The sequence below is a fragment of the Pseudomonas fortuita genome (assembly GCF_026898135.2).
In the GTDB taxonomy this organism is placed as follows: domain Bacteria; phylum Pseudomonadota; class Gammaproteobacteria; order Pseudomonadales; family Pseudomonadaceae; genus Aquipseudomonas; species Aquipseudomonas fortuita.
Genome location: NZ_CP114035.2, coordinates 1,286,650 through 1,308,358, shown reverse-complemented (window position 1 = coordinate 1,308,358; position 21,709 = coordinate 1,286,650). Strand labels below are relative to the sequence as shown.

19 protein-coding genes and 1 riboswitch are annotated in these 21,709 nt (G+C 62.8%); of the genes, 6 read left to right on the top strand and 13 right to left on the bottom strand.

Annotation, left to right across the window (positions count from 1 at the left end; all coding sequences use genetic code 11):
* Positions 1-64: 64 nt before the first annotated feature.
* Positions 65-285: riboswitch (cobalamin riboswitch) on the bottom strand.
* Between the two features lie 22 nt (positions 286-307).
* Positions 308-472 (bottom strand): hypothetical protein, encoded by a 165-nt coding sequence (locus OZ911_RS05965; protein ID WP_023049303.1) that lies wholly within the window; start codon positions 470-472, stop codon positions 308-310.
* A gap of 710 nt (positions 473-1,182) precedes the next feature.
* Between OZ911_RS05965 and OZ911_RS05960 the strand changes: the two genes are divergently transcribed.
* Positions 1,183-2,490, top strand: a complete 1,308-nt coding sequence (locus tag OZ911_RS05960) for a PQQ-dependent sugar dehydrogenase (protein ID WP_023049025.1) — start codon at positions 1,183-1,185, stop codon at positions 2,488-2,490.
* Positions 2,491-2,547: 57 nt separating this feature from the next.
* On the opposite strand, the gene OZ911_RS05955 is transcribed toward OZ911_RS05960, so the two are convergent.
* The 5 genes from OZ911_RS05955 to OZ911_RS05935 all read right to left on the bottom strand — a co-directional run bounded on the left by OZ911_RS05955 (position 2,548) and on the right by OZ911_RS05935 (position 7,114).
* Positions 2,548-3,081 carry a C40 family peptidase gene (locus OZ911_RS05955; protein WP_016485272.1) on the bottom strand — a complete coding sequence of 178 codons (534 nt, stop codon included), beginning with the start codon at positions 3,079-3,081 and terminating at the stop codon, positions 2,548-2,550.
* A 139-nt stretch (positions 3,082-3,220) separates the two neighbouring features.
* Positions 3,221-3,874, bottom strand: coding sequence for a C40 family peptidase (locus tag OZ911_RS05950; RefSeq protein WP_016485271.1), 654 nt, complete (start codon positions 3,872-3,874; stop codon positions 3,221-3,223).
* A gap of 126 nt (positions 3,875-4,000) precedes the next feature.
* A complete protein-coding gene (hda, locus tag OZ911_RS05945; RefSeq protein ID WP_016485270.1) occupies positions 4,001-4,708 on the bottom strand; it encodes a DnaA regulatory inactivator Hda in 708 nt (235 codons plus the stop codon).
* 252 nt (positions 4,709-4,960) lie between these two features.
* Positions 4,961-6,034, bottom strand: a complete 1,074-nt coding sequence (locus OZ911_RS05940; protein ID WP_016485269.1) for an AI-2E family transporter — start codon at positions 6,032-6,034, stop codon at positions 4,961-4,963.
* Positions 6,035-6,046: 12 nt separating this feature from the next.
* Positions 6,047-7,114, bottom strand: a complete 1,068-nt coding sequence (locus OZ911_RS05935) for a DUF2066 domain-containing protein (protein ID WP_070086964.1) — start codon at positions 7,112-7,114, stop codon at positions 6,047-6,049.
* 436 nt (positions 7,115-7,550) lie between these two features.
* Between OZ911_RS05935 and purM the strand changes: the two genes are divergently transcribed.
* The 4 genes from purM to OZ911_RS05915 all read left to right on the top strand — a co-directional run bounded on the left by purM (position 7,551) and on the right by OZ911_RS05915 (position 10,346).
* Complete coding sequence (purM, locus tag OZ911_RS05930) at positions 7,551-8,609, top strand: phosphoribosylformylglycinamidine cyclo-ligase (RefSeq protein WP_016485267.1); 1,059 nt, start codon at positions 7,551-7,553, stop codon at positions 8,607-8,609.
* The gene (purN, locus tag OZ911_RS05925) at positions 8,609-9,262 is read left to right on the top strand and encodes a phosphoribosylglycinamide formyltransferase (protein ID WP_070086963.1); all 654 of its coding nucleotides are present in this window, start codon (positions 8,609-8,611) and stop codon (positions 9,260-9,262) included. The genes purM and purN overlap by 1 nt, the downstream gene beginning before the upstream one ends.
* Before the next feature lie 8 nt (positions 9,263-9,270).
* Positions 9,271-9,981 carry a DUF3108 domain-containing protein gene (locus tag OZ911_RS05920; protein ID WP_023049218.1) on the top strand — a complete coding sequence of 237 codons (711 nt, stop codon included), beginning with the start codon at positions 9,271-9,273 and terminating at the stop codon, positions 9,979-9,981.
* A 182-nt stretch (positions 9,982-10,163) separates the two neighbouring features.
* On the top strand, positions 10,164-10,346 hold the full coding sequence (locus OZ911_RS05915; protein WP_016485264.1) for a hypothetical protein: 183 nt from the start codon (positions 10,164-10,166) through the stop codon (positions 10,344-10,346).
* 44 nt (positions 10,347-10,390) lie between these two features.
* Here OZ911_RS05915 and OZ911_RS05910 read toward each other — a convergent pair whose 3' ends face one another.
* From OZ911_RS05910 to OZ911_RS05880, 7 genes are all read right to left on the bottom strand, one after another.
* A complete protein-coding gene (locus tag OZ911_RS05910) occupies positions 10,391-10,930 on the bottom strand; it encodes a DUF2058 domain-containing protein (RefSeq protein WP_016485263.1) in 540 nt (179 codons plus the stop codon).
* Positions 10,931-10,956: 26 nt separating this feature from the next.
* A complete protein-coding gene (gene mazG / locus OZ911_RS05905) occupies positions 10,957-11,790 on the bottom strand; it encodes a nucleoside triphosphate pyrophosphohydrolase (protein ID WP_016485262.1) in 834 nt (277 codons plus the stop codon).
* A gap of 61 nt (positions 11,791-11,851) precedes the next feature.
* A complete protein-coding gene (gene relA / locus OZ911_RS05900) occupies positions 11,852-14,092 on the bottom strand; it encodes a GTP diphosphokinase (protein ID WP_016485261.1) in 2,241 nt (746 codons plus the stop codon).
* 96 nt (positions 14,093-14,188) lie between these two features.
* Positions 14,189-15,547, bottom strand: coding sequence for a 23S rRNA (uracil(1939)-C(5))-methyltransferase RlmD (gene rlmD, locus OZ911_RS05895; RefSeq protein WP_016485260.1), 1,359 nt, complete (start codon positions 15,545-15,547; stop codon positions 14,189-14,191).
* Positions 15,548-16,447 (bottom strand): cysteine synthase CysM, encoded by a 900-nt coding sequence (gene cysM, locus OZ911_RS05890; protein WP_024717686.1) that lies wholly within the window; start codon positions 16,445-16,447, stop codon positions 15,548-15,550.
* 159 nt (positions 16,448-16,606) lie between these two features.
* Entirely contained in the window at positions 16,607-17,998 is a 1,392-nt protein-coding gene (locus OZ911_RS05885) for a sensor histidine kinase (protein ID WP_070086846.1), read from the bottom strand.
* Between the two features lie 6 nt (positions 17,999-18,004).
* Positions 18,005-18,724: a response regulator transcription factor gene (locus OZ911_RS05880; protein WP_016485257.1), complete on the bottom strand. Its 720-nt coding sequence runs from the start codon at positions 18,722-18,724 to the stop codon at positions 18,005-18,007.
* Between the two features lie 193 nt (positions 18,725-18,917).
* Here OZ911_RS05880 and OZ911_RS05875 point away from each other — a divergent pair, with 193 nt between their 5' ends.
* Complete coding sequence (locus OZ911_RS05875) at positions 18,918-21,701, top strand: response regulator (protein ID WP_016485256.1); 2,784 nt, start codon at positions 18,918-18,920, stop codon at positions 21,699-21,701.
* The last annotated feature ends 8 nt before the right edge of the window (positions 21,702-21,709 follow it).

The following is a 21,709-nucleotide window of genomic DNA, read 5'->3' as shown; positions in this document are numbered from 1 at the left end:
CAGACGGAGAGCGCGCAGGGGCCATGGCAGGGCGCCACGGTGCACCGCGCATCACCCTCCGTGATGCCGTTGACAGTTTCAGGCCGGTCTCCGGGCTTGTGAGCGGGCCTTGGCCCAAACCTGCGCGCCTTCCCGGATGCTGGCATCCAGTGGCCCTGCGCGGCCTTCTACTCACCTACCGTTGCGGGGGCAGCGCCGGAATCGCGCCATGCTGGCGCCCACCGGCTTCCCAGTTTCACCCTGCCCAGTCGGGGCTGGCAGGGCACCTGAAACACGCCGCGAAGGTTAGAGGGTTGCACCGGGAGCGTCAATCGAAGTGGTTGCTGCAGCAACGTAAGCTTTTGATCTTGATCTTGATCTTGCTCTTGCTCTTGCTCTTGCTCTTGCTCTTGCTCTTGATCTTGATCTTGATCTTGATCTTCGCGACTTCAGGAGGCCGAACGCAGGCCTTGCGGAGGGAGGTGACGGGCATGGATGCCCGTCAAGCGCTGGGCCCCAGGATGGGGCCTGCAGCGCGGTCCTCCCGGGAGCGAGGCCGGAGTGAGGGAACCCCGGAGCGCAGCGTAGGGGCCGGATGATGGGAGCGCAGCGTTTTTTGGTTACTTTTTGTCGCGTCTGACAAAAAGTGACTCGCCGTAAGGGCGAAAAGGTGAGTTAGTGTCGCTATCGCAAATGGCCTATGCGCGAGCTAAAAACCAGCACTGTTTCGCTGTTCGGTCTTGCTGTTCGCTGTTCGCTGTTCGCTGTTCGCGTTCAGGTGTGAGCATCAACAATGAGTCAACATTCATTTTCAAAGGTGGCGCCAAATCACCTTTCCGCCCTTACGGCGGGTCACTTTTTGTCAAACGCGACAAAAAGTAACCAAAAAACGCTGGCTCCCATCATCCGGCCCCTACGCTGCGCTCCGGGGTCCCCTCGCTCCGGGCTTGCTCCCGGGAGGACCGCGCTGCAGGCCCCATCCTGGGGCCCAGCGCTTGACGGGCATCCATGCCCGTCACCTCCCTCCGCAAGCCCTGCGCTCGGCCTCCTGAAGTCGCAATCTGCGTTGCCTGAGCTACCGCGCGCTTAGAAGCCAAAGCAAAAGCAAGAGCAAGAGCAAGAGCAAGAGCAAGCAAACCAAGGGGAACCTGCCGAACCCAGCCGGCCTCTCAATTCAACAGGCTTCTTTAGAGGACGCCGCACATGAAATGCCTGATGCCTTGGTTAATCGCAGCCAGCCTGGCAGGCTGCGGCGAAACAGCCCTGTTGAGCGTAAACGACGGCAGCGGGCCAAACCCCCGCCTCCCCACCCCCGTCACAACACTGATCCCCACCGTAAATATCGCCCCTGCAGTGGGCTGGCCAAAGGGCAGCAAGCCGACCCCGGCACCAGGCACCCAGGTCAAAGCCTTCGCCAGCGGCCTCGACCACCCGCGCTGGCTCTACTTGCTGCCCAACGGCGATGTACTGGTGGCAGAGACCAACGCGCCACCCAAGCCCGAAGATGGCAAGGGCATTCGCGGCTGGGCCATGGACAAGGCGATGAAACGCGCCGGCGCGACCGTACCCAGCGCCAACCGTATAACCCTGCTGCGCGATGCCGACCATGACGGGGTGGCAGAAACTCGCACCCCTTTCATCGAAGGGCTCAACTCACCCTTCGGCATGACCCTGGTGGGCAAGGACTTGTACGTGGCCGACACCGACAGGCTGCTGCGCTTTCACTATGAACCGGGCGCCATGCAGATAACCGATAAAGGCCACCCGGTGACCGCGCTGCCCGGCGGGCCGCTGAACCATCACTGGACCAAGAATGTGATCGCAAGCCCCGATGGCAAGAAGCTTTATGTGACGGTTGGCTCGAACAGCAACATCGGGGAAAACGGTATGCAGAAGGAGCAAGGCCGCGCCGCTATCTGGGAAGTGGACCCCGCAAGCGGCAAGCACCGGCTGTTCGCCACCGGCCTGCGCAACCCCAACGGCCTGGCCTGGGAGCCACACAGCAACGTCTTGTGGACAGCAGTCAATGAACGTGACGAAATCGGCAGCGACCTGGTGCCTGATTACATCACCTCGGTAAAAGACGGCGGCTTCTATGGCTGGCCATACAGCTACTACGGGCAGCATGTAGATCACCGGGTACATCCACAGGCCCCGCAAAAGGTGGCCCAGGCCCTGGCGCCAGACTATGCGGTCGGCCCGCATACCGCATCCCTGGGGCTGGCATTCACCGAGCCTGGTGTACTGCCGCCGCCTTTCGATCAGGGGGCATTGGTCGGCCAGCACGGGTCGTGGAACCGTAAACCACACAGCGGCTACAAAGTGCTGTTCGTACCTTTCGACCGCTCAGGCAAACCTGCCGGCCGCCCCATCGACCTGCTCACGGGGTTTCTCGACCAAGAGGGCAAGGCGATGGGGCGTCCGGTGGGCGTGATCAACGATGGGCAACGCGGTGTATTGGTGGCCGACGATGTCGGCAATGTGATCTGGCGGGTGAGCAAAGCACCTTGAAACCGGGCGGCCTGTATCAGCCCCGTTGAACGGGGCCGCTGCTACAGGCGTTGATCATCAGGGGTTCTGCGCCAGATGCCCTTGCGGAATCACACGCTTGGCTTGAAGGTAAGCCTTGGCCCAATAGCTGTTGGACAGATAGTCCAGGCGCACCGTGCCACCCGTGGAAGGCGCATGCACAAAACGCCCTTCCCCTACATAAATGCCAGCATGACTGACTTGCGAACCGCCACTGGTGGCAAAGAACACCAGGTCGCCGGATTGCAGTGCCTTGGCATCCACCGTAGGTGCACGCATGACGATCATCTCCCGCGTTGAACGCGGCAAGCTGATACCGGCCGCGTCACGGTAGACGTATTTGATCAAACCACTGCAGTCGAAGCCGGAGTCCGGGGTGTTGCCGCCCCAGCGATAGGGCGTGCCCACCAGGCCAATGGCGCGGATCAATACGTCATCGGCAATCGGCGAAGGGCTTGGCTGGCTGTAAGTAACCTGCGGCGTAACCACAGGGGCCGGCGCAGGCGCACGGCTGGAGCAGGCAGCAAGCAATGCTGCCAGGGAGAGAAATGCAAAGCGCGCCATCTTTATCATGGCCAGAACATCCTGTCTGAGACCGCTGCGCTGCAGCCGAAAAGAGTTGAGAATTTAGATTAGACGCTTTCTGTAAATGCGCACGGCGGCGAGCTTTTTTCAAAGCATCGCCGCCGCAGCAGGATATATCATTTTGCTATCAGTTGCGCGCGATGTTGGTCGGCGCCATGGCCAAGGCACGCTTGGCTTCAATGAAGGTCTTGCTCCAGTAGCGGTCACCGAGGCTGTCGATGCGAACGCCACCGCTGCGGCGGCTGCTGGAGTGGATGAACTGGTTGTCACCCAGGTAGATCCCGGCATGGCTCACACGACCGCGGCCGTTGGTGCTGAAGAACAGCAGGTCACCTGGCTTGAGCTTGTTGCGGGCCACTTTCGGGGCATCGACGTTGATCATTTCACGCGTGGAACGCGGCAGGGTCATGCCCGCTTCTTCGCGGAACAGATAGCCGATGAAACCGCTGCAGTCGAAACCGGACTTTTCCGAGGTACCACCGAAGCGGTAGCGGGTGCCGATCAACGACATGCCGCGCTCGAGAATGCTGTCCGCCAGTACCGGCAACTGGTAAGGCTTGCTGTTGCTGGAGAAAGCCTCCAGGTCATCTTCAGTGGCCAGCTCTTCCGGTTCGCCGAATACCGACGAAGGCGAGGCCTTGGCCTTGATTGCCGATTGTGCGGCGATCGGGGTGTGATCCTGGGGCTGCAGCGCTGAATGAGAAGCTGGGCCTTGGGCCGCGCAGCCAAAAAGCAGGGTCACGAGTGCGAGTGGCACGAGGGGTGCGAAGCGCTTTAGCATGGGCACGACCGTGTCTGTAATCCTTTAGAGGGGGAAACTATGCCCTCTATCATGGCCATTTGCAAATTTTATCGAAAAAGATGTGACTTTTCTGTTTTGCCGCTCTGGCCCAGCGTTTTCAGGGGATTACCAGCCCAGGGTTTCCTTGAGAAACGGGATGGTCAGCTTGCGTTGTGCCTGCAGCGAGGCCTGGTCGAGGCGTTCGAGCAGGTCGAATAGCGCACTCATGCTGCGCGCACCGCGGGTGAGAATGAAGTGGCCGACTTCGTCGGTAAGGTGCAGGCCGCGGCGCGAAGCACGCAACTGCAGGGCACGCAGCTTGTCTTCATCGGACAAGCCACGCATCTGAAACACCAGCGCCAGGGTCAGCCGCGACTTTAGGTCCGGCAGCTTGATCGGCAGCTCCCGTGGCGATGCCGAGGCGGCCAGCAACAGGCGACGGCCACTGTCGCGCAGGCGGTTGAACAGGTGGAACATGGCCTCTTCCCAGTCTGCCTTGCCGGCGATCACATGCAGGTCGTCGATGCACACGAGCTCGTACTGGGCCAGGTAGTCGAGCACCTCCACACCCCGATCGAGCAGTTGCGCCAATGGCAGGTAGACAGCGGGCTCGCCGCGTTGCTGGAAACGGTGGGTGGCGGCCTGCAACAGGTGGCTACGGCCAACACCCTGCTTGCCCCACAGATAGATAAGGCTCTCGGTCCAGCCGGCGTCGGCTTCGCATAGCCGCTCGACGTAACCCAATGCCGCAGCATTGGCGCCCGGATAGTAGTTGATGAAGGTGGCGTCATCGCGCAGGCGCACACCCAGGGGCAACTGGATCGGTGGTTTCATGCTCGCGGGCGGTCGGCAGGACCGCAGGGGGCCTTTGGTGAACAATCTGCAAAGTCTATACCCGCAACGCGGGGCGCACAATCACGGCAATGGATAGCACAAGCAAAATCAACAAGTTGCGCTATTTTGCCGCTGACATCGATCCCTGTGGGAGCGGGCGCGTGCGCGAACACCGGCAAAGCCGGTGCCATGCACCTTGTTACATGCTTGGCGGGCATGCCCGCTCCCACAGGTTTGGCACAGACCTGTCCCTCACAGCTCCGGGTCAATGTCCCCGGCGTACATGTCCGATTCTTTGTACAGGTCATGGGCATGGCGCAGCAGCACCATGATCACCGCCGCCACCGGCAGGGCCAGCAGCACCCCGGTAAAGCCGAACAGCTCACCACCGGCAAGAATGGCAAAGATCACCGCCACCGGGTGCAGCCCGATACGATCGCCTACCAGCAGCGGGGTCAGCACCATGCCTTCCAGCGCCTGCCCGACCATGAACACCGCAACGATACCCAGCATCGGGTACAGGTCACCGCCAAACTGGAACAGGCCGGCCACCAGCGCGGCACCAATGCCGATGATGAAGCCCATGTAAGGCACGATGGCCGCAAGGCCCGCAAGCATGCCGATCAGCAGGCCGAGTTCAAGCCCCACCAGCATGAGCCCGGCTGAATAGATGATGCCCAAAGCCACCATCACCATGAGTTGCCCGCGCACGAATGCCCCCAGCACTTCATGGCATTCGCCAGCCAGGCCCACTACTTGCGGTTCACGCTGGCGCGGTAGCAGGCCGCGCAGCTTGCCCATCATCAGGTCCCAATCGCGCAGCAGATAAAAACCCACCACAGGGATCAGCACCATGTTCGCCAGCCAGGCCATCAATGCCAGGCTCGAGGCAGTGGCCTGAGACAACAGCATGCCAACGATATCGGTGGTCTGCCCCATGTGCGCGCCGATGGCGGCCTTGATCTTGTCGAACTTCCAGAAACCATCGGCCAGGCCCAGGCGACCCTGCACCCAAGGCAGCGCCACCTGTTCGAGCCAATCGAGCATCTGCGGCGCCAGTTCGTACAGGCGCACCAGCTGCTTGGCAAGCATCGGCACCAGCACCAACAACAGGGCGAGCATCAACAGGGTGAACAGGCTGAACACCACCACAACGCCCCAGGTGCGCGACAGGCCCAGGCGCTCGAGGCGGTCAACCAGCGGGTCGGCCAGGTAGGCCAGCAGGATGCCTACCAGGAACGGCGTAAGGATATTGTGCAAGCTATAAAGCAGCACAGCGATCAGCAGAGCAACACCCAGCCAGATCCAGCGACGAACATCGGTCACGGTATGCTCCTCTTACCAGCGAAAACGCAGGCCGTCGAACGGCTTGGGCGCAGGTGTGGCCGGCGCGGGTTGCTCACCCGTTGCACTCGCAGACGGGGCTGGTGCGGGGGGCATTGCGGGCGCCTGGTCGGCAGGCAGTTCCTGCAACTTGGCCAGGCCAAGCTGGGCACGCAATTGCTCGCGGTTGCCGGTCACGCCATAGGTCAGGGTGGTGCCCTCGGCCATCTGCAGGCGCGGGCCGTAAGGCTCAAGCACACGGGCAAGCTCGGCATAACGCTGCAGGCTCATCCCCTGCACTTGCACCTGCATCTGGCTGCTGGCGCCCGGACGGGCGACATAACGTGGCGCCAGACGGCTGCTTACCGCCAACATCACCGCATCGGCCAGGGCTGCCGGGTCGGCCCCCTCGGCCGTGCCCTGCTCACGCTGGTAGCCAAGCCACAACTGCCACTTGCCCTGCCACTTTCCGTCGGCTTCCTGGGCATGTACCGCCAGCAAGGCGTCGGCGCCGTAGCGTTCAGAGGCCTCGCGCAGTGGGGCCGGGTCGCTGCCTTCGATCTGCTTGGCATTGGCCACCAGTTGCTCCTGCAGGTCGGCCAGTGGCAGGCGCAGCGGCAGACCACGGTGCTGGGCGGCACGACGCAAAGGCTGGGCGCTGGCCTGACCATCACCGACCAGGCTACTGCCTTCGACGCTGTCATTCAGCCACCAGCCGAGAATCGATGGCCGATTGCTACCCCACAGCGCGAGGCCGGCCTTGCGCAGGGCGCGCTCGGTACTACCCGGGTCGAACTCGACCAGCACAGACTCGGGCGGGCCGGCTTCGCTGCCGACCTGGTTGATGATTTGCTGCGGATCCTTGCGCAGGCCGGCCAACGCCGGGCTCTGCGCTGCCTTTGGGTCGCCGGTCAGGCGCAGCACCAGCGTGTCGAGGGCTTTGGCGGTGGCAGCGGTACGGGCTTCGGCGCCCTGCCCGGTGACCGGCTCGCGCACCTGATAAAGGCCGGAAACATTTTCAGCCAAGGCAGTGGCCGAGATCAGGGCCAGGCAACCGGTTGCCAGAATATTGAACAAACGCATGGAGGATTCCTGTCCAGTTACCGCAATGTCTATACCTTATACACGGGGGCGCAAGGTAACCAGTCGTGAGAGGGTGAAAGATTGGTTGCGGGGTGTTGTCGGGAGCGTGCGCCGGGTCGGACAGGTGTTCGCCACAACAGGTTCAGTGCCTGGGCGAGCGAGCGCCGCCCGCTCGGCGCATCGCAAGCGAAGTTCGCGCCTGGATCTGTTTCGGGCCAATGTCGCTTGTGCCTGAGCGCTCAACCGCCCTGTTTGTCCGGCAAGATAGCCATTTTCATGCCCTGCCCGTCGGCCTGAGGATGGCCGCTGCCCGGCAACCCTGATAAAATCGCGCGCCTTCACAGACCACTGACGTTTCAGGCAGCCGCCGCTTACCCGCCGGTCTTGGCCGTCATGGTCGTTTTTAAGAATCCCTCCCTCCTAAAGGCCTGGATCAATGAGCAAGCAACCCTCCCTGAGCTACAAGGACGCCGGTGTAGACATCGACGCCGGCGAAGCACTGGTCGAACGCATCAAGGGCGTGGCAAAACGCACCGCACGCCCTGAAGTCATGGGTGGCCTGGGCGGCTTCGGCGCCCTCTGCGAGATCCCGGCCGGCTATAAGCAGCCAGTACTGGTCTCCGGCACCGACGGCGTCGGCACCAAGCTGCGCCTGGCGCTGAACCTGAACAAGCACGACAGCATCGGCCAGGACCTGGTCGCCATGTGCGTCAACGACCTGGTGGTGTGCGGTGCCGAGCCGCTGTTCTTCCTCGACTACTACGCCACCGGCAAACTGAATGTTGACGTGGCCGCCACCGTGGTTACCGGCATTGGCGCCGGTTGCGAACTGGCTGGTTGCTCGCTGGTGGGTGGTGAAACCGCCGAAATGCCTGGTATGTACGAAGGCGAAGACTACGACCTGGCCGGCTTCTGCGTCGGCGTGGTGGAAAAGGCTGAGATCATCGACGGCTCCAAGGTTGCCACTGGCGACGCGCTGATCGCCCTGCCGTCTTCGGGCCCGCACTCCAACGGCTATTCGCTGATCCGCAAGATCCTCGAAGTGTCCGCCACCGACATCGAGAACACCCAGCTGGACGGCAAACCGCTGACCGACCTGCTGATGGCGCCTACCCGCATCTACGTCAAGCCGCTGCTGCAGCTGATCAAGAACACCGGTGCCGTGAAGGCCATGGCCCACATCACCGGTGGCGGCCTGCTGGACAACATCCCGCGCGTACTGCCGAAAAACGCACAGGCCGTGGTTGACGTAGCCAGCTGGCAGCGCCCGGTGGTGTTCGACTTCCTGCAGGAAAAAGGCAACGTCGACGAGCATGAGATGCACCGTGTGCTGAACTGCGGCGTGGGCATGGTCATTTGCGTAGCCCAGGATCAGGTCGAAGCTGCCCTGAACGAACTGCGCGCCGCCGGTGAGCAGCCATGGGTGATCGGCCACATCGCCGAAGCCGCCGAAGGCGCCGCCCAGGTCGAGCTGCAAAACCTCAAGGCACACTGATGCCAAGCAAGACCTGCAATGTAGTGGTGTTGCTGTCGGGCTCCGGCAGCAACCTGCAAGCCCTGATTGACAGCTGCCAAGGCCAAAACAGCCCGGTGCGCATCCGTGCGGTGGTTTCCAACCGCGCCGATGCCTACGGCCTGCAACGCGCAGCGGCGGCCGGCATCGACACCGTCGTGCTCGACCACACCCAGTTCGACGGCCGTGAGGCCTTCGATGCCGCGCTGATGGCGCGCATCGACGGCTTCGCTCCCGACCTGGTGGTGCTGGCCGGTTTCATGCGCATCCTCAGTGGCGGCTTTGTGCGCCACTATCAAGGCCGCCTGCTCAACATTCACCCGTCGTTGCTGCCCAAATACAAGGGCCTGCATACCCATCGCCGGGCGCTTGAGGCAGGCGACGCCGAACATGGCTGCAGCGTACACTTCGTGACGGAGGAACTCGATGGCGGCCCACTGGTCGTACAGGCTGTGGTACCGGTTGCGTCTGACGACACCGTCGAAAGCCTGGCCCAGCGGGTACACCATCAGGAACACCTGATCTATCCGCTGGCAGTGCGCTGGTTCGCTGAAGGGCGCTTGCGCCTTGGCGAACAGGGTGCATTACTGGATGGCCAGCCGCTGGCGGCCAGCGGCCACTTGATTCGATCCTAGGAGAATTTATGCGTCGCGCCCTGCTCTTGGCTCTTGCCGTGCTTGCCCTGCCCCTCCAGGCAGCTGACCTCAAGCCTTTCTCGGCCAGCTACACCGCCGACTGGAAGCAGCTGCCTATGAGTGGCACCGCCGAGCGCAGCCTGGTCAAGAATGCCAACGGTACCTGGGACCTTAACTTCAAGGCTTCCATGATGATCGCCAGCCTGACCGAGCAAAGCACCCTGCGCCTGGAAAACGACACCCTGCTGCCGCAGAAGTACCATTTCGAGCGCGGCGGCCTGGGCAAAGCCAAGAAGGTCGACCTGAACTTCGACTGGACCGGCAAGAAGGTCACCGGCAGCGACCGTGGCGATGCCATCAACCTGCCACTGATCCGCGGCGTGCTGGACAAGTCGTCCTACCAGCTGGCGCTGCAGCATGACGTGGCGGCCGGCAAGAAGAGCATGACCTACCAGGTGGTCGACGGTGACGAGATCGACACCTACGACTTCCGTGTACTGGGTACCGAAAAGGTCACCACCAAGACCGGCCAGGTCGATGCCGTGAAGGTCGAGCGCGTGCGCGACCCAAGCCAGAGTAAACGCATCACCGAGCTGTGGTTCGCCAAGAGTTGGGACTACCTGCTGGTGCAACTGCGCCAGGTCGAGACTGATGGCAAGGAGTATGTGATCGTGCTGCAGGATGGCATGGTCGATGGCAAGCCGGTGAAGGGCAACTGACCCCGCACTGCCAGCAGCATCCGAAGCCCCGCTCAGTGCGGGGCTTTTTGTGCCTGCCCTGCACCGCCATCGCTTCATGAAATTTGTTTCATGCCCGTTTTATTTACTTAGCCTGCTAACAAACTCTATAAAGAGGGTGTGCGACACACTGTCGCAGCCAACTGAAGAAGTGGAGTTTACCGATGACAGTCCAAGTAACCGAACGCGACGAATCGAAAATGTCCCACGAAGGCCTGGCCGCTGGCGTGCGGATCTGGGATGTGCACCAACAAGGCCAACTGGTGGGCATGTTCCACAATGAACACGAAGCACACCAGTACCGCGCAGAGCTGGAAGACCTGGAAAGCCAGCGCACCACGCAGTAGCCCTCTTCAAATAAAAAACCCCGCCAAGGCGGGGTTTTTGGTTTTTACCACATCAGATCGTCCGGGATCTTGTAGGCCGCGTACGGGTCATCCTCGTCCGCTTCCTCGACATGGGTGTTGAGCAGCAGAATGCGGTTGGGGTCGCGCTCCTGGATCTTGACCGCCGCCTCACGAGGAATGACCTCGTAGCCGCCGGCATGGGCCACGACCGCCAGTGCGCCGTTACTCAACTTGGTCCGCATCAGGGCATTGACAGCAATGCGCTTGACCTTCTTGTCGTCGACAAAGTTGTAGTAGTCCTCGGTGTTCAGCTTGGGCAGGCGCGTGGCTTCGATCAATTGCTTGACCTGCGCGGCACGGGCCTTTTGCTCAGCCTTTTCCTGCTGCTGGCGATTCAGCTCCTGGTCGCGCTTGACCTTTTCGGCCATGGCTTCCTTGGCAATGCGCTGTTGGCTGTCGTCGACTTCGACCTGGCCTTTGTGCTCCATGCGCTTCTGTTTCTTTTCAGCTTTGTTGGTCTGCGAGACCTGTTTCTGGTTGACCAGACCGGCTTTGAGCAATTGGTCGCGAAGGGAAAGGCTCATGAATGTTCACTCACTTATGCAACAGCTCAGCCGCAGCTGGGCAGGTTCTTTTCCTGACGCTTGGCTTCACCCCAAAGGGCGTCCAGTTCGTCAAGGTCACAATCTTCAATGGGGCGGCCACTGTCGCGCAACGCCTGTTCGATAAAACGGAAACGTCGCTCGAACTTGCGGTTGGCGCGGCGCAGGGCGTTTTCCGGGTCTTGCTTGAGGTGGCGGGCCAGGTTGACGGCGGCGAACAGCAGGTCGCCCACCTCGTCTTCAAGCGCATCGGCATCACCGTCGGCCATGGCCTGAAGCACTTCATCCAGCTCTTCGCGCACCTTGTCCAGCACCGGCAATGCAGCAGGCCAGTCGAAACCGACCGTGGCCGCACGCTTTTGCAGTTTGGCTGCCCGCGACAGGGCCGGCAAGGCTGACGGTACATCGTCGAGCAACGACAGTTGCTCGGGTGTGCTTTTCTCGGCCCGCTCCTGGGCCTTGATCTCTTCCCAGCGTGACTTGACCTGGGCCTCGTTCAGGCTGGGCGTATCCAGCGGCGCATACAGCTCGCCGGTAGGGAATACATGTGGGTGGCGGCGGATCAGCTTGCGGGTGATGCTGTCGACCACGCCATCGAACTCGAAACGGCCCTCTTCCCGGGCCAGTTGGCTGTAGTAGACCACCTGGAACAGCAAGTCGCCCAGCTCACCCTGCAGGTGCTCGAAATCGCCGCGCTCGATGGTGTCGGCGACTTCGTAGGCTTCTTCGATGGTGTGCGCAACGATACTCGCGTAGTTCTGCTGAAGATCCCACGGGCAGCCATATTGCGGGTCGCGCAGGCGGGCCATGAGGTGCAGCAGGTCTTCGAGGGTGTAGGTCATCTAGACAAGTCCTTCGGCAGTGGCTTCTTCGCGGGCTTGCCCGCGAAGAAGCCACGCAATCTCAAGGGGTTCTATTACGCCGCGTCTCGATGATGTTCGGCAACTGCGAAATCCGCCCCAGCAGGCGCCCCAGCGCATCCAGGCCTGGAATCTCGATGGTCAGCGACATCAACGCAGTGTTGTCTTCCTTGTTCGATCGGGTGTTCACCGCCAGCACGTTGATCTTCTCGTTCAGCAGCACCTGCGACACGTCGCGCAGCAACCCCGGGCGGTCGTAGGCACGGATAACGATGTCGACCGGATAGGTCTGCACCGGGATCGGCCCCCAGCTCACCTGGATCATGCGCTCCGGCTCCTTGCCCGCCAGCTGCAGCACCGAGGCGCAATCCTGGCGGTGGATACTCACGCCACGGCCCTGGGTGATATAACCGACGATGGCGTCGCCCGGCAGCGGCTGGCAGCAGCCGGCCATCTGCGTCAGCAGGTTGCCGACCCCCTGAATCTGGATGTCGCCACGCTTGCCGCTGCGCGGCCCGGTAGGTTTGCGCGGGACCAGTTCGATCTGCTCGATACGCTCGGGCTCCAGCAATTGCTGGGCGGCGTTGACCAGGTGGGCCAGGCGCAGGTCGCCCGCGCCAAGCGAGGCGAACATGTCCTCGGCAGTCTTGACGTTGGTCTTCTCTGCCAGGCGCTCGAAGTCCACCTGCGGCAAACCCAGGCGGCTGAGCTCGCGTTCGAGCAGGGTTTTGCCGGCGGCTACGTTCTGGTCGCGCGCCTGCAGCTTGAACCAGTGCACGATCTTTGCCCGCGCCCGCGAGGTGGTGACGTAGCCCAGGTTGGAGTTCAACCAGTCACGGCTGGGGTTGCCGTGCTTGCTGGTGATGATCTCCACCTGCTCACCGGTCTGCAGGCTGTAGTTCAGCGGCACGATACGGCCGTTGATCTTGGCACCCCGGCAGTTGTGGCCGATCTCGGTGTGCACACGGTAGGCGAAGTCCAGCGGGGTCGCGCCCTTGGGCAAGTCGATGGCGTGGCCGTCAGGGGTGAACACATAGACCCGGTCCGGCTCGATGTCGACCCGCAACTGATCGACCAGGCCACCGATGTCGCCCAGCTCTTCGTGCCATTCCAGCACCTGGCGCAGCCAGGAGATCTTCTCTTCGTAATGGTTGGAGCTGGGCTTGACGTCGGTGCCCTTGTAGCGCCAGTGGGCGCAAACCCCCAGCTCGGCCTCTTCATGCATGCCGTGGGTGCGGATCTGCACCTCCAGCACCTTGCCCTCGGGGCCGATCACTGCGGTGTGCAGCGAGCGGTAGCCGTTTTCCTTGGGGTTGGCGATGTAGTCGTCGAACTCTTTGGGGATGTGCCGCCACAGCGTGTGCACGATACCCAGCGCGGTGTAGCAGTCGCGAATTTCCGGCACCAGCACACGCACTGCACGCACGTCGTAGATCTGGCTGAATTCCAGGCCTTTGCGCTGCATCTTGCGCCAGATCGAATAGATATGCTTCGCCCGGCCGCTGATGTCGGCATTGACGCCCGTGGCCAGCAGCTCGTTCTGCAGCTGGTTCATCACGTCGCTGATGAAGCGTTCGCGGTCCAGCCGGCGTTCGTGCAGCAGTTTGGCGATCTGCTTGTACTGGTCGGGTTCGAGGTAGCGGAAAGACAGGTCTTCCAGCTCCCACTTGATGTGGCCGATACCCAGGCGGTGCGCCAGCGGCGCATAGATGTCGAACACCTCACGCGCGACACGCAGGCGTTTCTCGTCGTCGGCGGCCTTGACCGCACGGATTGCACAGGTACGCTCGGCCAGCTTGATCAGTGCCACACGCACATCGTCGACCATGGCCACGAGCATCTTGCGCAGGTTCTCGACCTGCGCCTGCGAACCCAGCACCAACGACTGCCGCGGGCTGAGACTGGCGCTGATGGCCGCCATGCGCAACACGCCGTCGATCAGCTTGGACACCACCGGCCCGAACCGCTGGCTGACCTCGGCCAGGGTCACTTTGCCTTCGCGTACCGAACGGTAGATGACCGCTGCCACCAGGGAGTCCTGGTCAAGCTTGAGGTCTGCCAGAATTTCGGCAATTTCCAGGCCTGCCTGGAAACTGGACGTACCGTCCGCCCAGGAATGCTTGGCCGGGTTGCCCTTCTTCTCGATCTCATGGGCAAACTCGCAGGCTTCTTTGAGCGCTGCGCGATCCAGTGCCGAATCGACGCTTACCACATGGTCCAACCATCCTTCGAGATTGATACTGCCGTCGGTGTTGACCGGCTGGTGCACTCTCACCTGTACCATCTTTGTTTTACCTTTCCATACAGCGCGCCACGCGGGAGCGCTGGAGATCACCGTACGGCAACCATTCCATGGAAGCCGCACCAAGGGGCCACTCTGCTAGCCCGCTTCGAATAACGCCATGGCCTCGACATGCGCCGTTTGAGGAAACATGTCGAGAATCCCGGCCCTTTTTAACCGGTACCCCTGGCCGACCAGCACCTGCGCGTCTCGCGCCAGCGTGGCCGGGTTGCACGATACGTAGACCAGCCGTTTGGCCTTGAGGCGTGCGATGCCTTGCACCACCTCGAACGCACCGTCGCGCGGTGGATCCAAGAGTACCGCAGAAAAGCCTTCGGCGGCCCATCCGGTGCCTGCCAAAGGCTGCGATAAATCGGCCTGAAAAAACCGTGCGTTATGCACATTGTTGTTCCGGGCATTGGCCGCGGCCCGATCGACCATGGCCTGAACACCTTCTACCGCCACTACCTCGCGCGCCTTGCGGGCCAGCGGCAGGGCAAAGTTGCCCAAGCCGCAGAACAGGTCAAGCACCCGCTCGTCGGCTTGCGGTGCCAGCCAGGCCAGGGCCTGCTCGATCATCGCCGTGTTGACCTGGGCATTCACCTGCACGAAGTCACCAGGGCGCCAGGCCAGTTCCAGCTGCCACGGCGCCAGGGCAAAGCCCAGTTGTGCGGCAGGGTCCACCGGCGCCGGCTCATCTTCACCCTGCAGCCACAGCTGGGCATTGGCCTGTTCGCAGAACGCCTGCAGCTTTGCCAGGTCGTCTGCCGGCAGCGGCGCGACGTGGCGCACCAACACCGCCTCGGCGGTACCGCTGAACAGTTCCACATGGCCCACCGCCTGCGGTTTGCTCAACGAGCGCAGCACCGTCGGCAAGTGACGCAAAATCGATTGCAAGGGCTGTACCAGCACCGCGCAATCGTCGATGGCAATAATGTCCTGGCTGGCTTCGGCACGGAAGCCCACCTCCAGCTGACGCGCCTTGACGTCCCAGCGCACGGCCACACGGGCCCGGCGCCGGTAGCCGAATTCCGGCCCGCTCAGGGGCGCGGCCCATTCCTCGGGTTGCACGCCGGCCACCCGCTGCAGTTGCTCGGCAAGGGTGCGCTGCTTGAGTGCCAGCTGCGCTTCATGGGGCAGGTGCTGCAGGTTGCAGCCACCACAGCGCGCATAATGGCGGCACGGCGCCTCACGGCGCTCGGGGCTGGCCTGCAGCAGCCGCTCCAGGCGGGCCTCGACCACTTTGCCACGGGCGTTGAGCACCCGCGCCTCCACGGCCTCACCGGCAAGGGCACCACTGACGAACCAGGTGCGCCCGTCAAGGAAGGCGATGCCACGGCCGTCACCGGCCAGGCGCTCGATGTCCAGGCGCTGCTTCTTGCCCACGGGGACCTGGGGGGTGCGGTTGCCGCCGGCCGGCTGGAAGCGCAGGCCGCTGTTGCTTTTTTTCTTGGACATTTAGCTCGGATCAAACAGGCCGGTGGACAGGTAACGGTCGCCGCGGTCGCAGATGATGGCAACCATCACGGCATTTTCCACCTCGCGGGAGAGGCGCAGCATGGCCGCAACCGCACCACCAGAGGACACGCCGCAGAAAATGCCCTCTTCACGGGCAAGGCGGCGGGTGGTGTCTTCGGCTTCCTGCTGCGACATGTCGACCACACGGTCGACACGGGTGGCGTCGAAGATTTTCGGCAGGTATTCCTCGGGCCAGCGGCGAATGCCCGGGATAGCCGAGCCTTCCATCGGTTGCAGGCCGATGATCTGCACCGCCGGGTTCTGCTCCTTGAGGTATTGCGAGCAACCCATGATGGTGCCGGTAGTGCCCATGGAACTGACAAAATGGGTGATGCTGCCCTGTGTCTGCTGCCAGATCTCAGGGCCGGTGCTGTTGTAGTGGGCAATCGGATTGTCGCCGTTGGCGAACTGGTCAAGGACCAGGCCGCGGCCTTCGGCTTGCAGTTTCTCGGCCAGGTCGCGGGCGCCTTCCATACCCTCCTCCTTGGTCACCAGGATCAGCTCGGCGCCGTAGGCGGTCATGGCGGCCTTGCGCTCGGCGGTGGAGTTGTCGGGCATGATCAGAATCATCTTGTAGCCCTTGATCGCCGCCGCCATTGCCAGGGCAATGCCGGTATTGCCGGACGTGGCTTCGATCAGGGTGTCGCCGGGCTTGATCTGGCCACGCAATTCGGCGCGGGTGATCATCGACAGCGCCGGGCGGTCCTTCACCGAGCCGGCAGGATTGTTACCTTCGAGCTTGAGCAGGAGGGTGTTGCTGGTTTCACCAGCAATGCGCTGCAGGCGAACCAGGGGCGTATTGCCGACGCAATCGGCGATGGTTGGGTACTGCAAGGTCATGGTGTATTTCACAATCCGGACGGCAGGGGCGCCTATCATACCGGCAAACCCTTCGCGGCCATATCACGCAATCTGTGGTGTATATAGCTACAAGCTATAACGCGGACCTGTGCGGGCTTCTTCGCGGGTAAACTCGCTCCCACAGGTACTCCACTGGCCTCAAGAGTAGTGGTGACCCTGTGGGAGCGGGTTTACCTGCGAAGGGGCCGGCGCATGTAACGGCAACCTCATCCACAGCCGCAGCCCACGCTTGCCATTCTGCGCCCACAAAGTGCCGCCTTGGCGCTGAATGGCACTGCGGGCGATGCTCAAGCCCAGGCCGAACCCCCCATCCCCTGGCCGAGAACCGTCCAGCCGCGAGAACGGGGCGAAGATCCGCTCCAGGTCTTCTTCAGCCACACCGCCGCCCTCGTCCTCCAGCCACAGCCGCCAATAACTGCCTTCGGGCTGACCACCCAGCCGCACCACCCCCTCGGCCGGCGAGTGACGAATGGCGTTGCGCAAGATGTTTTCCAGTGCCTGGGCCAAGTGGTTGAGGTTGCCCTGCACCCAACAGTCGGCCGGTACTTCGCAGCGCAGGCGCGCGGGAGACCAGCCGCTTTCGTAGCTGGCATTCTCTGCCAGCAGTTCCCAAAGCGCGTGGACTTCGATGGGCTCCAGGTTCATCGGCGCACGTTCGGCGTCCTGCCAGGCCAACTGCAGGGTGTCCTCCACCAACTGCTGCATGCAGTCCACTTCGCGGGTCAGGCGTTCGCGCAGGCGCTGCAGGTCGGTTTCGCCGTCGCATGCCACCCGCAAGCGGCTCAGCGGTGTGCGCATTTCGTGGGACAGGTCGCGCAGCAACTGCTGCTGCATGGCCACCGTGCCCTGCAGGCGCTCGGCCATCTGGTCAAAGGCGCGGGCCAGTTCGCCCAGCTCGTCATGGCGTGCGATAGTGCGCGAGTCGAGGCGAGCCGATAACTGATCGGCGCGCCAGGCATTGGCCTGCTCGCGAAGCTGATTCAGCGGCACGATCAACATGCGGTACAGGCCCACGCACAACAGCAAGGTGAACAGGCCAGGGATGACGCCGTTGGTGACGATGCGCCACAGCAACCGGTACTGGTCCGGATTGAACCGCTGTGGCAGTTCGATCACCACCATGCCCTGCTCAGGCGCCCCCGGGAACGGTATACGTACCCACGGCTGGTCGACGCTGCGCCGGCTCATCGGCCAGTCGACACCCCGCAGGCGCGTCAGCCGCTGCATGATCTGCGGGTCGAGGGTGGCGCTGTCGAGCGGCCTCAGGTTGATATCGAGCACGCCAACCCAGCCCCGTTCGCGCTGGTGCATCGTCGCCACCCACTGGTCAAGCCCTGCCCGGCCGCCGCTGCGCCAGGCCTGTTCAGCCTCGCCGGCATAGCCACGCAACACCTGCCGCGCCGGCTCCGAGAGGAAGGCATTCTGGATTTCCATGTGCCGGCCCCAGGTGTAACTGAGGCCGATCATCAGCAGGCAGAAGCCCACCAGCAGGATGGCCAGTTTCCAGAACAGCGAATGGCGGTCAAGCATGGGGGATCACTCCGCCTCGCTGGCGCTGAGGACATAACCCTTGCCCCACACGGTTCGGATCTGCCGTTCGTGATAGCCAATGCCCTTGAGCTTGCGGCGGATCTGGCTGACGTGCATGTCCAGGCTGCGGTCATGCCGCGAATAGCCACGCTGCAACACCTGCTGGTACAGGAATGGCTTGCTCAGGACATCATCGAAGTTGCGGTTCAGGATGTCGAACAGGCGGTATTCACTGGGGGTCAGGCCCGCCAGGCGACCGTCCAGGCGTACGTCACACAAGCCCTCGTCAAACTGCAGCTCGCCGCAGGCGGCATGCTCCAGCGGGGCTTGGTGACGGCGCTCCAGCGCCACCCGGCGCAAGATTGCCTCGATGCGCACCTGCAGCTCGGCCATGCTGAACGGCTTGGGTAGGTAATCGTCGGCCCCGCGCTGGAAGCCGCTGATGCGGTCAGCCTCGGCACCTAGCGCCGACATCAGGATCACCGGCGTCGCGCTGCGCTTGCGCAATTGCGCCAAGGCATCCAGGCCGTTCAACCCGGGCAGCAAAATATCCATGAGCACCACATCGAAAACCTGGCGACCCGCCGTTTCCAGCCCCTCCAGCCCATTTCGGCACCAGGTTACCTGGAAGCCGCCGCGTTGCAGCTCTTCGTGGAGATAGGCACCCAGAACCGGGTCGTCCTCGATGGCGAGGATGTTGGAGTTGTAAATAGCTACAGGATTCATTGGCAACTGCCATGCATTCTCAATTGCGCGATTATTGAGCATCCAATACCCGCCAGGCAACCGCCCTGTGACCAATGCCCCGGCAATGGTGCAAAACAGCGACTAAAGAGGTGCAATAGCGCTGCAGGCGGAGTAACTTCCCGGCTTGGCCGTCATCGCTTGACGGCGTCCAGGCACATGACAGGAGGCGAGTGTGCTCGATCGTTTGGGAATCCGCAGCCGGGTCCTGCTGCTGGCCCTGCTGCCGGCCGCTCTGATGGCCCTGGTGCTCGGCAGTTACTTTACCTGGCTGCAACAGAACGACCTGCGTACCCAGTTGCTGCAACGCGGCAAGATGATCGCCGAGCAGCTGGCGCCGTTGGCTGCACCCGCCATGGCCCGGCTTGCGCCCGCACAGCTGGAGCGCATCGCCGCGCAGACCCTGGAACAGGCCGATGTGCGCGCAGTCGCATTCCTGGCCCCGGACCGCACGCGCCTGGCCCACGCGGGCCCGAGCATGCTCAACCAGCCGCCCAGCGGAGGCACTGGCACGCAACTGCTGCAACGCAGCGGCAATGACGCCACCCGCTACCTGATGCCCGTGTTCGGCCACCACCGCGACCTCGCCACCGATGCCGTGCCGGCCGAAGCCGAGCGCCTGCTAGGCTGGGTCGAGATCGAGCTGTCGCACGACGGCACCCTGCTGCGCGGCTACCGCAACCTGTTCACCAGCCTGCTGCTGATCCTCGCCTGCCTGGTACTCAGCGGCCTGCTGGCGCTGCGCATGAGCCGCACCATCAACGACCCCATCGAGCGCATCAAACACGCGGTCAACCAACTCAAGGACGGCCACCTCGAAGAACGCCTGCCGACCATGGGCAGCCACGAGCTGGACGAGCTGGCCCGTGGCATCAACCGCATGGCCGAAACCCTGCAAAACGCTCACGAAGAACTGCAGCACAGCATCGATCAGGCCACTGAAGACGTGCGCCAGAACCTGGAAACCATCGAAATCCAGAACATCGAACTGGACATGGCGCGCAAAGAGGCCCTTGAGGCCAGCCGCATCAAGTCGGAGTTCCTGGCCAACATGAGCCACGAAATCCGCACGCCGCTCAACGGCATCCTGGGCTTTACCCATCTGCTGCAGAAAAGCGAGCTGACGCCACGCCAGCTGGACTACCTGAACACCATCGAGAAGTCAGCCGACAACCTGCTGGGGATCATCAACGAAATCCTCGATTTCTCCAAGATCGAGGCCGGCAAGCTGGTGCTCGACAGCATTCCTTTCAACCTGCGCGACCTGATCCAGGACACCTTGACCATCCTCGCCCCGGCCGCCCACGCCAAGCAGCTGGAATTGCTCAGCCTGATCTACCGCGACACCCCTTCTTCGCTGATCGGCGACCCGTTGCGGCTCAAGCAGATCCTCACCAACCTTGTCAGCAACGCCATCAAGTTCACCCGCGAAGGCACCATCGTCGTGCGCGCCATGCTCGAAGACGAGCACGAGGACAGCGCGCAGCTGCGCATCAGCGTGCAGGACACGGGTATCGGTTTGTCACCGCAGGAGGTGCGCACGCTGTTCCAGGCCTTCAGCCAGGCCGACAACTCGCTGGCCCGCCAACCCGGTGGCACGGGGCTGGGGCTGGTAATTTCCAAGCGCCTGATCGAGCAGATGGGTGGCGAAATCGGTGTCGACAGTACCCCGGGCGAGGGGTCGCAGTTCTGGATCAGCCTCAACCTGCCAAAAGCCCACGACGACCTCGAGGAGCAGCCGTTGCAGCCGCTGCTGGGCCGCCGCGCAGCCATCGTCGACGGCCACGAGCTGGCGCGCCAGGCCTTGGAACACCAGCTGGAGGACTGCGGCCTCAGCGTCAGCCTGTTCGCCTCCTACGAGCAGTTGCTGCAGGCGGTACAGGCCGCCAGCCAGGCCGGCCTGCCGTTCGAGTTCGCCGTGCTCGGGGCGAACATGGGCAACCTGTCGCCCGAACAACTGGGCCACTATCACCAGCAACTTGAGCGTTACCATTGCCAGTGCGTGGTGCTGTGCCCCACCACCGAGCAGGCGCTTTATCACCCCTACCTGCCCAACGGCCATGGCCAGTTGCTGTCCAAGCCCACCTGCACCCGCAAACTGCGCCGTCTGCTGATGGAGCTGGTGCAACCGCGCCGTCCACAGAGCGAGGCGCACAACATCAATGGCCAGCGCCAGCCGAAGGTTCTCTGCGTCGACGACAACGCCGCCAACCTGCTGCTTGTGCAAACCCTGCTCGAGGACCTGGGCGCCCAGGTGCTGGCCGTGGACAACGGCTATGCAGCGGTGGAGGCCGTGCAGGACGAGCCGTTCGATCTGGTGCTGATGGACGTGCAGATGCCCGGCATGGATGGCCGCGCCTGCACCGAGCAGATCCGCCTTTGGGAAAACACCCAAAGTAGTAACCCTTTGCCAATCGTCGCCCTCACCGCCCATGCCATGGCCAACGAAAAGCGCGCACTGCTGCACGCTGGCATGGACGACTACCTGACCAAGCCGATCAGCGAGCGGCAACTGGCGCAAGTGGTGATGAAGTGGACTGGTTTGAGCCTGGGCGTGCCGCAACAGGCGCAGACAGAGCCATTGGCCAGCAGTGATGACCTGAAGGTGCTCGACCCCGAAGAAGGCCTTCGCCTGGCGGCAGGCAAGGCGGACCTGGCGGCCGACATGCTGAGCATGCTGCTGTCCTCGCTGGACGCCGACCGCGATGCCATACGCGCCGCCCGCGAGGCAGACGACCGCAATGCCCTGATAGAACAGGTACACCGCCTTAACGGTGCCTCGCGCTATTGTGGTGTGCCACAGCTGCGCGCAGCCTGTCAGCGCAGCGAAACCCTGCTCAAGCAGGACCACCCACAGGCACAGCAAGCGCTGGATGAGCTGGACGGTGCGATCAGCCGGCTAGCGGCGCAGGCCAGATTGAGTGCATGGCCGTTGCTGTGGCCTACGCAGCACTTGTAGGAGGAGCC